The organism is Kitasatospora sp. NPDC057512, from assembly GCF_042802135.1.
In the GTDB taxonomy this organism is placed as follows: domain Bacteria; phylum Actinomycetota; class Actinomycetes; order Streptomycetales; family Streptomycetaceae; genus Kitasatospora.
This window is the reverse complement of record NZ_JBHVET010000162.1, coordinates 1-13,012: the sequence shown is the minus strand read 5'-3', so window position 1 is coordinate 13,012 and position 13,012 is coordinate 1. Positions and strand designations below refer to the sequence as shown.

Sequence of the window (13,012 nt, the reverse complement as noted above, 5' to 3'; positions counted from 1 at the left end):
GCGTGGGGGCAGCCGCCCCGCCTTTTCGTCTCTTCGATCACCCGTTCGGGGGGTTTGAAGTCGGCATGTCACGGCCGGAGTTCACCCCGCCCGTCGCGTTGTCAGTGGGCCTCGCTACGTTCCTCGCATCGCTGGTCAGCAGGCGATCGACAGGTGTTTCCCGGTGGGAGGAGTACGGCCGTGGCATGGGTGGAGACGGACGCGGGAGGGTACCGCGTGGCGCTCGACGGGGAGGGCAGGGTGGCGTGCCGCAACGCGGCGGGCCGGGACCTCAAGTCCCTGCCGTCGAAGCTCGGTGACGACCGGGTGGTCGTCCAGCTCAAGCAGCTCGCCGAGTGGCTGGCCGCGCACGAGCGGGGCTGCCTGGAGGACGTCGAGCGCTGGATGGTCCGCTCGCTGCCGGTGCCCGCCGCGGTGCTCACCGCCGTGTGGCCGGACGAGGCCTGGCAGGGCGTCCTGAAGGATCTCGTGGTCACCGCCGTGGACGGCTCCGTGGCCGGCTTCCTGCGTGGCGCCGACGCCGAGCGCGGCCTCGGCCTGGTCGACCTGGACGGCGACACCGTGCGCCTCACCGACGGCGAGGTGCTGATACCGCACCCCGTCCTGCTCCAGGACCTCGACGAGCTGCGCGAGTTCGCCGTCGAGCTCGGCGTCTCCCAGCGCGTCCAGCAGCTCTACCGCGAGGTCTGGCACCGGCCCGCCGACGTGTCGGCCGGCACCGAGGTCACCACCTACGCCGGCGGCCGCTACCGGGAGCTGCGCGAGCTGGTCGGGCGCTGCAACCGGCTCGGCTGCCGGGTCCGCGGCGGCTCGGCCGTCCAGTCGGTCACCGAGGGCGGGCGCACCGTCGAGGCCCGGGTCTGGGTCGGCGACTACTACGAGTACGACGCGTGCGAGACCGGCGCGCTCAGCTGGGCCGGCCCGGACGGCCGGGCCCTGCCGCTCACCGAGGTCGGACCGGTCGCCTGGTCCGAGGGCATGCGGATGGCCGCCGCCCTGTACGCCGGCCGCACGATCCAGGGGGAGGAAGCCGCATGACCGCCACCGGCCTGACCACGACCACGACCACGACCACCACCGCCACCACCGCCACCGCCGCCGGCGCCACCGGCGCCACCGGCGCCGACCGCGCCGCGACGCCCGAGGAGCTGCTCGACGCCGGAGCCGTGCTCCCGTCCGGCACCCTGCCCGACGCCGGCCGCCCCGACAGCGCCGCCGACGTGCTCACCGCCCGCACCTACACCCACCCCGCGCTCGACGGCCGCCGGATCGTCCGGCTCGTCCCCGGCGCGCTCGGCCCGGCCGAGGACCTCGCCCTCGACTTCCTCGGCCTGGCGCCGGAGGCCGGGGCCGCCGAGGTCGGCCAGGTCCGCCAGGAGGCGCTCGGCTTCCCCGCCTGGGCGCTGGTCCACGACCCGGCCAACGGCCACCACGCGCTCGCCCTGGTCAAGGAGCTGGAGCGGATCGCCCGCCAGGCCGCCTCCAAGCCCGGCGCCGCCAAGGACGGCTTCGACGAGCTCGCCACCCGCCTCGGCCGCGCCGTCCCGCACTTCCTGCCCACCTTCTGCGAGGAGGTCGGCCGGATCTTCCTCGGCCACGGCAACCAGACCTACGCCGCCGCCTGGTTCGGCAAGGCCCGCGAGGCCGAGCGCACCCACGGCCTGGCGGTGGACGAGGAGCGGCTGCGCGCCGTCTTCCTGGAGTTCGCCCTGGCCGGCGCGCTCACCGTCAAGTCGCTGCGCCAGTACGTCAAGGAGCTCGCCCAGCGGCTCGACCCGCTGACCGCCTGGCAGCGCTTCCGCCAGCTGTGCACCGAGCGCTCCGCGGCCGGCATGGCCCCGTACGCCGGGATCGCCGAGGACGCCCGCGCCCTGATCAAGGCCGCCGGGCTGGACCGCACCGAGCACGAACGGGCACTGCTCGCCGAGCTGTTGGACTCCCCGGCGGTCAACCGGGCGCCCGCCGCGTTCTGGAAGTCCTGGCACGGTGCGCTGGTCGAGCTCGGCCGCGACGACACGGCGGTCCGCACCCGACTGCTGGAACTGCTGCCCGACCCGGCCTCCGCCGACCCGGCCCCGCACGACACCGCCTGGCTGGCGGTCCTCGCCGAGACCGGCGCCGAGGAACTGCTCACCGGCCCCCGCCCCGACGGCGCCGAGCCCGCCGCCGCCTGGCTCCAGCGCTGGTGCCACCACCACGGCCGCGGCTGGCGCAACCGGCCCAGCTGCCCGGCCACCCTCGCGCTGGCCGGCCGGATGGTCGAGCGGCTGAAGGCCGACGCCGTCCCGGTGGACCTCCACACCGGCATCCGCGCCAGCCACACCCGGATCGACCTGCTGGACCTGCTGCTGGCCGCGGGCGTGCCGGTGGCCGACCCGCCCGGCGGCCTCGGCTTCGACCTGCGCGACTGGGCGGCGCAGTGCGGCCCCGACAGCCCCGCCCTCACCGCCGTCGGCGCCGACGAGCGCTACCGGCCGCTGCTGCGCCGGGCCACCCCGCCCGCCTGGGAGACGGCCGTCAGGCGCCAGGCGCCCGCCGTCCCGCTGCTGAACGAGCTGTTCGCGGAGTGGGCCGAGGAGCGCGCCGAGGAGCTGTCCGCCGCCCGCGGCCTGGCCGGCGCCGCCGACCTGGTCCGGTCGATCGGCCAGCACCGCACCGCCATCCGGACGGTCGCGCCGGCCGTCGCCGACCGGATCGCCGCCCTCGACGTCACCGGGCTGCTCACCGACGCCCTCCGGGCCGGAATCCTGGACGAACTCGGCTGGCCCGCCCTGGAGGAGGCGCTCGGCAGGCTCGCCGACCCGCCCGCGGACGACGCCCCGCAGCACCCCGTCCCCAGCCTGGCCGGCGCCGGCCTGAGGGACCTGCTCGTCGAGGACGCCTGGCCGCACCTGATCCTCGCCCGCCTCGACCGGGCCGTCGTGGTCGGCCCGCAGGGCATCGTGCTGGAGCACACCCTGCGGCTGCCCGAGCGGCCGTCGCACGAGCGCAACCGGACCAGGCTGCGCTTCGTCGACGGCGAACTGCTGGTCGTCTGGTCCGAGGAGGGCAAGCAGCGCGCGTACTGGTCCAGCCGCCCGGACGAGCGGTTCGAGCTCGAGGGCGAGACCATCGCCGGCTACTACTACCGCGACCGGGAGCCCGAGGCGCCCTCCCTCCAGCTGCCCGGCGGCGGCCGCACCACCGGTGAGCGCCCGCTGCACGCCGGCGACACGCGGATGCCCCACGAGCACCCCGTCCTCGGCGACGGCACCGGGTACTGGACGATGCGCCGCACCGCCGAGGGCGAGGCCGTCCTGCGCGAACTCGACCCGGCCACCGGCACCCTGGGCCGCACCGCCGAACCGCCGGTGATCGCCGCCACCGCCCAGGCCGGCCGACTGGTCCAGCGCAGCACCTGGCTGCTGCCGCTCCAGCCCGGCCTGGAGCAGACGCCGCTCGGCACCGACGGCACCGTGCTCGGCAACTGGGTCAGGACGGAGCCCGGCAAGGCCGTCACCACCTTCACGGCCGACGGCCACCGCATCGAGCTGCCGCTGGTCGGCCACCGGACGGACACCGTCCCGGTGGCCCGGCTCGCCCTGCCCGGTGCGGCCGCCCCGGTGGTCAGCCACACCTCCGGCGAGCACTTCTCGCTCAACCTGCCCGACCTCACCGGCCAGGCCGACCGCACCGTCGACCTGCGCCCCGGCCGCTCCGGCGAGCTCTCCGCCGCCGGCACCCCGCTCATCCCGCCCTACCCGCACTGGCACGCCCTGCGCCCGCGCGACGAGGAGGGCTCGAAGGCGCTGCGCGCCGTCACCGCCGAGCAGGCCGCCCGGCTGGTCGACGCCGCCTGGCCGGTCGACACCGAACCGGTCCCGGCCGGCGAGCAGTGCTGGCTCACCGTCCAGGGCGTGCGCCGCCCGCTCGCCCGGCACAGCCCGCGCACCCTGCCCGTCCCGGAGGTCGGCGCGATCCTGCCCGGCATCGCCCACCCGCGGCTGCTGGCCGGTGTCGCCGGGCTCGCCCGCACCGCCGCCGACCTGCTGGACCGGGTCGCCCGGTTCGTCCCGCAGCCGGAGGCCGAGCGCCCCGGCAAGGCGAAGAACGCCGAGTGGCGGCCCGACCACGGCCGTGACCACGAACTGCGCGACGCCGTGCGCGCCGTGCTGCCCGAGATCGGCGGCTTCGGCAACAACTGGGGCTCCGAGGAGCGCTGCCGGGTGCTCAACAACCTGCGCGCCGTCACCGCCGTGCTGGCCGCCCCGCCCGCCGCCGAGGGCGAGGGCTGGACCAGCCCCGCCACCGTCACCCTGCACAACGGCAGCGTCAGCCACGGCTGGCTCCAGCTGCTCGGCCGGATCCACGCGCTGGCCTACGCGGTGGCCTCGCCGTTCACCGAGTCCGCCCACCGCTCCTCGCTGGTCCTGCTGCTCGGTGAGCTGACCAGGGGCCCGCTGGCCGACCGCGGCGCCACCCTGCGCGAGATCGTCCTCGCCGAGCAGGTGCCGGCGGCCCCGAACGCCACCGGCCCCCGGCCGGTCACGCCCCGCGAGGGCGAGGTGCTGCGGCACGGCGGGCGCACCGTCGTCATCATCGGGCACCAGCGACAGGTCGCCGACGGCTGGGTGCACTGGCTCGCCGTCGACCACGACCCGAGCGGGGAGTTCGGCCCCGTCGCGCACTTCACCACCCTCCAGGAGCGCGGCACCGAGGAACTGGTCGACGCGGCCTGGGTCGCCAAGTTCTGGCGGGTCGCCGCGCTGCACGGATTCATCCCCTGGGACGCGGCCAGGACGGAGGCCTTCAGCGAGCTCACCGGCATCGGCACCGCCCGCTCCGCCCTGCTGCTCAGCCCGCCGTCCGGCCTGCTGTACTGGACGGACATCTCCGCACCCACCGAACTCGGCCTCAAGGCCGCCGAGTTCAAGGCCGCCCGGGCCTGGCTGCGCAGGCACGACCACAACGGCCTCGCCGCCGTCTGGGGCGCCCTGCTGCCCGCCGACCCGAAGACCCTGTGGACCGAGGGCCCCGACGTCGCCGCCGGCGCCGAGGAGTGGATCCGGCGCTTCGGACGGCTCGTCACCCTCCCCGAGGAGGCCCTGGCCACCGTCCAGGGCGTGTCCATCGACACCGTCGAGGCGGTGCTCAACCCCGCCCACACCCCGTGGCTGACCGGCCGCACCGGCTTCCGGATCACCGAGGAGGGCGGGGCCGGCCCGCGGCTGAAGCCCGACGACGAATCCGCCGTCCCCGAGACCGGCGCGCTCGGCTCCACCATCGGCGCGCTGCGCTGGCTCGCCTACCACCTGCCCGCCGACAGTCCGCTGCGCCCGCTGCTGCCCACCGCCGCCGCCGCGCTGCGCGACCGCCTCGCCGACCCGGAGCTGCTGCTCGACCTCGACCTGGTGCGCACCGCCAAGGGCGCCTCGCTGGCCGCCGTCCTGCGCACCCACTTCGGCCTGCCCGCCGAGGGCGGAGCCGACCGGGACGGCCTGGTCCACTGCGGCCCGGCGCTCGTCCTGACGCCGTACCACGAGGACTACGAGCGGATCTGGCTGCGCCCGGCCGCCCTCACCGGCCCGGACGACCCGCTGCTCGAACTGCTCGACGGGCTCTCCAGCAGCTACTGGTTCTCCGCCGAGCGGGGCGCCATCGAATCCGTGCTGCGCGGCGAGCCGGAGCGGCTGGCCGCCTCCGCCGCATCGGTGCCGGCCCCCGGCGAGGGCCCGGCCTGGCTGCAGAACCCGCAGTTGTCCGTCCCCGAACTGGTCGCCGAGGTGTCCCGCACCCACGGCCTGGGTGAGGACGCGGCCACGCTCTACCTCCAACTGCTCGCCCTGCCCGACCCGACCGACCGCAACGCCGCCCGCTGGACGGGCTGGAAGCCCGCCCGGTTGAAGAAGGCCCGCGCCGAACTCGCCGCCACCGGCCTGGTGCTGGAGGCCAAGCGCTCCCGGGCCGGTCGCAGCCTCTTCCTGCCCGGCGGCTGGCAGGAGGCCAAGTCGCCCGCCCTGCCCGCCGAGACGTGGAAGGCCGCCCTGTACGAACTGCCCACCCACCGGCCCGCGCTGGTCCCGCTGCCCGTCCCCGAGCTGTTCGCCCGGGCCTGGCAGCGGACCGTCGACGGCGACGCCCCCGGGTACGAAGAGCTCCAGACCAGCAAGCGCAGGAAGGCCCGCCGATGACCGCCACCGAGACCACCACGGGCGCTCCCGCCGCCCCCGCCGCGGCGGACCGGCAGACCGTCCCGCCCGAGGAGAAGTACGCCGCCGAACTGGAGTTCCTGGCCGCCCACGACAGCGGTCCGCGTCCGCCCGGCTGGCTCCTGACCCCGCGCGCCGTGGTCACCTTCGTGATGGGCAGCGGCGGCGAGAAGCTCAAGGCCGGGCGCAAGGGCCTGGTCATCGAGCCGAAGTTCGTCGGCGAGCGAGCCCTGGTCGAGCGCTGCGTCGTCACCCTCGCCGGGGAGCGCGGCCTGCTGCTCGTCGGCGAGCCCGGCACCGCCAAGTCCATGCTCTCCGAGCTGCTCGCCGCCGCCGTCTGCGGCAGCAGCGCGCTCACCGTCCAGGGCACCGCCGGCACCACCGAGGACCAGCTCAAGTACGGCTGGAACTACGCCCTGCTGCTCGCCAAGGGGCCCAGCCGCGAGGCCCTCGTGCCCTCGCCGGTGCTCACCGCGATGACCACCGGCGCGGTCGCCCGGGTCGAGGAGGTCACCCGCTGCCTGCCCGAGGTGCAGGACGCGCTGGTCTCGCTGCTCTCGGAGCGGCGCATCGCCGTCCCCGAACTGGCCGGCACCCCGGACGGCCAACTGCACGCCGCGGCCGGCTTCACCCTGATCGCCACCGCCAACCTGCGGGACAAGGGCGTCAGCGAGATGTCCGCGGCGCTCAAGCGGCGGTTCAACTTCGAGACGGTCGGCCCGATCGGCAGCCTCGCCGCCGAGGTCGACCTGGTCCGCCGCCAGTCCACCGCCGCCGTGGCCCGGGCCGGCGCCGCCTACGCGGTGGACGACGCCGTCCTGGAGGCCCTGGTCACGGCCTTCCGGGACCTGCGCACCGGCCGGTCCACCGAAGGCTGGGACGTCGAACGCCCGTCCACCGTGATGAGCACCGCGGAGGCGGTCTCCGTCGCCACCGCGCTCGGCGTCAGCGCCGCCTACCTGCCCGACGGCGGGGACCTGCTCGGCCGGCTGCCCGGCCAGCTCCTCGGCGTGGTCCGCAAGGACGAGCCGTCCGACGCGGCCCGGCTGCTCGGCTACTGGGACGGCCCGGTCCGCCGCCGCGCCGAACAGGGCGCCGCCACCTGGCGCACCCTGTGGGACCTCCGCCCGGCACTGGAGGCCTGATCCGATGAGCAGCGCGGAGATCACCCGCCCGGACGACGCGGACCAGGCGGACCACGCGGACCAGGCGGTCCGGGCCGAGGCCGACCGGCTGGCCGCCTCCGGCACCGGCACCGGCCGCCCCGGGCCCTACCTGATCGGCGTGCGCCACCACGCGCCGTCCCTCAGCGCGGTCGTCCCCGCGCTGCTCGACGCCGCCCGGCCGGACGTCGTCCTGGTCGAGCTGCCCGCCGAGTTCCAGCCCTGGCTCGGCCCGCTCGCCGACGAGGCCACCCGGGCCCCGGTCGCCCTCGCGGCGGCCCCGGCCGGGCCCGAGGAGGCGGCCGGGCCCGCCTTCTACCCGTTCGCCGACTTCTCCCCGGAGCTCGCCGCCCTGCGCTGGGCCTGGCGCAACGGGGTGGAGGCCGTCGCCTGCGACCTCCCGCTCGCCCACCGCGCCGCCCGTACGGCGGAGCGCGGGCGGGCCGACGGGATCCCGGACGCACCCGGCGTCGCCGACGCGCTGCGCCACCGCCTCACCGGCCGGGACTCCGACGAGGACCTGTGGGACCGCCTGGTCGAGACGGCCGCCCCCGGCTCCACCCCGGAGGCCGTCCGGCGCGCCGCCCTGCTGGTCGGCTGGGCGCTGCGCCGGGACGCCGAGACCGGCCCCGGCGTCGACCCGTACGACCTGCGCCGCGAGGCCTGGATGCGGTCCCGCGTCCAGGCCGCCTCGGCCGGCGGGCGCCGGGTCGCCGCCGTGATCGGCGCCTTCCACGCCCCCGCCCTGCTGGACGGCCCGCTCGCCACCGAGGAGCCGCCGCGTCCGGACGACCCCGGGCACGTCCTGTCCCTGATCCCGTACACCTACCCGCTGCTCGACGCCCGCTCCGGCTACCCGGCGGGCATCCGCGACCCGGAGTGGCAGCACACCGTCCTGGACGCCGGCGGTCGCCCGGAACGCCTCGCCGAGGCGCTCACCAGCACCGCCGTCCGGATCTGCGCCGCCCTGCGTGCCCAGGACCACCCCAGCGGCCCGGCCGACGCCCGTGAGATCGTCCGCCTGGCCGGCGACCTCGCCCGGCTGCGCGGCCACGCCGCCCCCGGCCGCGGCGAACTCGTCGAAGCGGTGCAGACCGTCCTCGCCCAGGGCGAACCCCTCGGCCGCGGCCGGGCTGTCGCCCGCGCCCTCGAACAGGTCCTGGTCGGCACCCGCACCGGGCGCCCCACCCCCGCCGCCCCGCGCAGCGGACTCGCCCCCGCCGTCGAGACCCTCCTCGCCGACCTCGGCCTCCCCGGCCCCGCCGACCCCGGCCCGCGCGACCTGCGCCTCGACCCGCTGCGCAGCGGCCTCGACCGCCGCCGCGAGATCCTCCTGCACCGCCTCACCGCCTGCGAGGTCCCCTACGCCGAGCCCGTCGCCACCACCGGCGCCGGCGGCACCGAAACCCTCGGCACCCGCTGGCGCCTGCACTGGACACCCGCCACCGCCGCCATGCTCACCGTCGCCGGCACCCGCGGCGTCACCCCCGCGCAGGCCGCCGAAGGCGCCCTGCGCGCCCGCCTCACCGACCAGCCGGCCCCGCGCGAGATCATCGACGGCCTCACCGCCGCCGCCTCCTGCGCCCTCCCCACCCTCGCCGAGGCCCGTCTCGCCCAACTCACCACCCTCCTCCCCGCCTCCGCCACCCTCCCCGACCTCCTCGACGCCCTCGCCCTCCTCGACCGCCTGACCGCGGGCCACTTCCCCGGCTGCACCCCGGCGGGAGCGGCGGAGGGATCCGCCTCCGCCGGCGACGGCCAGCCCCCGGGCGGGGAGGAGGGGCCCGTCGCCGCGGGCGACGGCACCCCCGTGGCCGGCCCGCCCGTGCTCGCCGCGGCCGGGGAGGTGCTCACCGTCGCCGCCGTGCGGCAGTTGGAGGGCCTGGGCGGGTCGGACGATCCGCAGGACGCGCGGGCGCTGGTGGAGCTGGTGCGGCGGGCGGACCGGCTCGGCGGGGTGCGGCTGGCGTACGTGCTGGCCGGACTCGCCGAGCAGGGGAGCCCGCTGGTGCGGGGTGCGGCCGGTGCGGTGCGGGTGCTGCTCGGGCAGGAGCCGGCCGAGGTGCTGGGCGGCCGGGCCGCCTCGTGGGTGGACGGCGCGACCGGTCCGGAGGCGCGACAGGCGCTCGGGCGGACGCTGGTCGGCCTGCTGACGGCCGCGGAGGGGCTGTTCGACTCCGCGCCGCAGGCGCTGGAACCGCTGCTGGAGCGGGTCACCTCGCTGCCCGACGACGCCTTCCTGGACCGGCTGCCCGCGCTGCGCGGCGGGTTCGACACGCTCAGCCCGGCCGCCCGGGACCGGCTGCTGGCCCTGGTCGAGGAGCGTCTGGGGGCCCGGCTCGCCGCCCTGCCCGAGGAGGCCGGCCCCGGGGTGCTCGCCGCCTGGGTGCGCGCGGACCTCGCGGCGCGTGCGGCACTCGCCCGGCGTGGCCTCCTGCCCGCAACGCCCGCGCAGCCGGCGGCCGTTGCGCCGTCGCCCACGACCCCGGCGCGGGTCCCCACCGCGACCGCCCCGCCGCATGCCCCCGACTCCGTTCCCGACTTTGCTCCCGACTCCGTTCCCGACCCCGCCCGCACCCTCGCCCTCGCCCCCGCCGAGCGATGGCGGCTGCTCCTCGGCCGCCCCGGCAGCGGCGGCCTGACCGGTCGCGGCGCCCGACTCGCCACCGCCCTGGACGAGTTGTACGGCGGCGGCCACGGCGAGGGCTCCGGCCCGGGCCTGGACAGCCGGGGCGGCAGGGGCGGCCGCGAGGCCCCGTACCCCGGTGTGCGGGAGTGGGCCGAGGAGCTGGAGTCGCTGTTCGGCCCCGGCGTTCGCGAGGAGGTGCTGGCCGCCGCCGTCGCCCAGGGCCGTACCGACGTCCTGGAGACGATCGACCCGGCCGCCGTCCGCCCGTCCGTCGAGCTGCTGCGCACCGTGCTGGACCACGCGGGCGGTCTGCCCGAGGCCCGGGTCGCCCGGCTGCGCCCGCTGGTGCGGCGCCTGGTGGACGAACTGAGCCGGGAGCTGGCCACCCGGCTGCGCCCGGCCCTGACCGGCATCGCCGTGCCGCGCCCGTCCCGCCGCCCGGGCGGCGGGCTGGACCTCGACCGGACCATCCGGGCGAACCTGGCCACCGCCCGCCCCGCGCCGGACGGCGGCACCCTGATCGTGCCCGAGCGCCCGGTCTTCCGGACCAGGGCGCGGCAGGCCAACGACTGGCGGCTGATCCTGGTCGTGGACGTCTCCGGGTCGATGGAGGCCTCCACGGTGTGGGCCGCGCTGACGGCCTCGATCCTGGCCGGGGTGCCCTCGCTGAGCACCCACTTCGTCGCCTTCTCCACCGAGGTCCTGGACCTCACGGAGCGGGTGGACGATCCGCTGGGCCTGCTGCTGGAGGTGAGGGTCGGCGGCGGCACCAGCATCGCGAGCGGGCTGCGCTACGCGCGGGAGCTGGTGACGGTGCCGTCCCGCACGCTGGTCGCGGTGGTCAGCGACTTCGAGGAGGGCGGGCCGGTCGGCGGGCTGCTGGCCCAGACCCGGGCACTGGTGGACTCCGGCGTGCACCTGCTCGGCTGCGCGGCGCTGGACGACACCGGGACGGCCCGCTACTCGAAGGCGGTCGCGGGCCAACTGGTCGCGGCCGGAATGCCCGTGGCGGCGTTGAGCCCGCTGGAACTGGCCCGCTGGGTGGGGGAGAAGGTGCGATGAGCATGACGGCGCGGACGAGCGACTGGCCGGGCGTGCGGCCCGAGGTGGTCGCCGAGGTGGTGGCCGGGCTGAGTGCCCGGTTGCAGAAGCGGCTGGACGGCGCGGCGGCGAAGCTGGCGGAGCGGCCGGTGGCCCGGGAGGGCGACGAGTGGCGGGTGGAGGTGGACGAGGAGACGGTGCTCGTGCTGCACGCCCCGGGCGGGGTGATCGCGGTGGAGGCCGGCGTCCGCTGCGGCTGCCTGCTCGCCCCGGCCTGCGTGCACCGGGCCGCGGCCGTCGCCCTCTGCCCGCTCGCCGAGGCCGAGCCGGCGCCGGAGCCCGAGCCCAGGAGTGACACTCACGGCGCGCCAGGGGATCCGAACGGCCGGCCGGATGCCGACCCGATCGCCGCAGACCCGATAGCCGACCCGCTCACCGCCGTCGAACTCGCCGCCGTCCGCCACCTCCACCGGGCCGCAGCCGCCGTCCTGGCCGCCGGGGTGAGCGGGGCGGGCGCGGTCTCCCAGGCCGAACTGCTGCGCGCCGCCCACCGGGCGCGCCTCGCGGGCCTGCACCGCCCGGCCGCGGCGGCCGTCACCGTCGCGATCAGGGTCCGGGCGGCGCGCTCCGGCGCGCCCGACCACCGCCTGGTGGACCTGGTCGCGGGCCTGCGCGAACTCCTCGGCCTCACCACCGCCCTGGCCACCGGCACCGCCCCGGTCGCCGAACTGCGCGGCACCGCGCGCCAGGCCTACCGGGAGGAGGGCGGTCTGCGGCTGTACGGCCTGTTCGCCGAGCCGGTGCTGACGGCCACCCACGCCGGTGCGGTCAGCTGGGCGGTGGACGCCGACGGACGCCTCAGCACGATCGCCGAGGTGATGCCGCACGACGACGCGGCGGCCGCCGCCCCGCAGGCGGTCGGGGCAGGCAACCGGACGGTCCGGTTGGGCGACGCCGCGCTCAGCCACCGCGAGTTCAGCCGTGCCGGGCTGACCGTCCAGGGCGCGACCAGGTCCGGCGGCGGTCGGCTGGGCGCCGGGGCCTCGGTCCGGGCGGTGCGGGCGACGGGCGCGGCATGGACGGCGGAGCCGGCCGCCCGGCTCTGGTCGGAACCGGCATCCGCCCAGGTGGCCCGGGCGCTCGCGGCGCAGGACCTGCCCTACGAGAGCCGTCCGGCCGGGAGCGACCTGCTCTTCCTGGACGTCACCCTGCTGGGCACCGCCCCCGGCCCGGGCGGGATGCCGCAGCTGCTGGCGCGCTGTACGGCGGGCGGTGCTCAGGGCGGTCCGGTGATCGTCCTGCGCCCGGCGCACGAGCACCCCGACCTGCCGTTCCGGGCGAACCTGGCGCTGCTCGCCACCGCCCCCGGCCTGCGACTGCGGGTGATCGGTCGGCTGGAACGCGCGGACCGTCCGGAGCTGCGCCTGCTCGCGATCGGTACACCCCCGGCCGCCCCCGACCCGCTCGCCCTGTCCGCGGACCGGGCCGGCCGGGTCAACCTCGGCCTCGAACGCCTCCAGACCGCCGACCTCGCCGCGTCCGCGACGGCGGCCGGCATCGGTCCCGGCCCGGTCGGCGGGTCGGCGGGCGGGCCGGCGGAGGGGTCTGAGGACGGGCCGGCGGACGGATCGGCCGCCCCGGCGCCGTACGGCCCGCCCGTCCACGTGCTCGGCCGCCGGGTCGAGCAGACGGTCACCACCGGTCGGCACGCCCTCGCCCCGAGCGAGGCCTCGGCGGCGGCCGACCGCGGTCTGCTGCGTGCCGCCGGGCTGGCCACCGCCGCCGAACTCCTCGACGGCCTGCGGGCCGCCGCCGCCAACCAGCAGCGCGACGTCTTCGGCCGGATCGTCACCGACGACCACGAGGCCTTCGCCACCGCCTGGCTGACCGCGGCCTCCTACACCGAGGAACTGGCGACCGCACTGTGCGCGTCGGCCTGGTCCGGGGAGGGGTGAGGGGCCGTCCGCGGCGAGGCGTGGGGCGTACGGCCC

Annotated in this window: 6 protein-coding genes; 5 read left to right on the top strand and 1 reads right to left on the bottom strand. The window is 77.5% G+C overall.

All coding sequences use genetic code 11. The features are described 5' to 3' along the window. Nucleotides 1-180 precede the first annotated feature (180 nt). Nucleotides 181-1,038 carry a DUF4132 domain-containing protein gene (locus tag ACFU6K_RS13760; protein ID WP_380662895.1) on the top strand — a complete coding sequence of 286 codons (858 nt, stop codon included), beginning with the start codon at nucleotides 181-183 and terminating at the stop codon, nucleotides 1,036-1,038. Here ACFU6K_RS13760 and ACFU6K_RS13755 read toward each other — a convergent pair. Continuing rightward, nucleotides 944-1,183: a hypothetical protein gene (locus ACFU6K_RS13755; protein ID WP_380662894.1), complete on the bottom strand. Its 240-nt coding sequence runs from the start codon at nucleotides 1,181-1,183 to the stop codon at nucleotides 944-946. The two genes, ACFU6K_RS13760 and ACFU6K_RS13755, sit on opposite strands and share 95 nt — an antisense overlap. Here ACFU6K_RS13755 and ACFU6K_RS13750 point away from each other — a divergent pair. From ACFU6K_RS13750 to ACFU6K_RS13735, 4 genes are read left to right on the top strand one after another with little or no spacing between them, the layout of a single operon-like run. Continuing rightward, nucleotides 1,167-6,170, top strand: a complete 5,004-nt coding sequence (locus ACFU6K_RS13750) for a hypothetical protein (protein WP_380662892.1) — start codon at nucleotides 1,167-1,169, stop codon at nucleotides 6,168-6,170. The genes ACFU6K_RS13755 and ACFU6K_RS13750 overlap by 17 nt on opposite strands. Further along, a complete protein-coding gene (locus ACFU6K_RS13745; protein ID WP_380662890.1) occupies nucleotides 6,167-7,333 on the top strand; it encodes an AAA family ATPase in 1,167 nt (388 codons plus the stop codon). The genes ACFU6K_RS13750 and ACFU6K_RS13745 overlap by 4 nt, the downstream gene beginning before the upstream one ends. A gap of 4 nt (nucleotides 7,334-7,337) precedes the next feature. Continuing rightward, nucleotides 7,338-11,042 (top strand): DUF5682 family protein, encoded by a 3,705-nt coding sequence (locus ACFU6K_RS13740; RefSeq protein WP_380662888.1) that lies wholly within the window; start codon nucleotides 7,338-7,340, stop codon nucleotides 11,040-11,042. Between the two features lie 2 nt (nucleotides 11,043-11,044). Further along, nucleotides 11,045-12,976: a hypothetical protein gene (locus tag ACFU6K_RS13735; RefSeq protein ID WP_380662887.1), complete on the top strand. Its 1,932-nt coding sequence runs from the start codon at nucleotides 11,045-11,047 to the stop codon at nucleotides 12,974-12,976. Nucleotides 12,977-13,012: the final 36 nt, after the last annotated feature.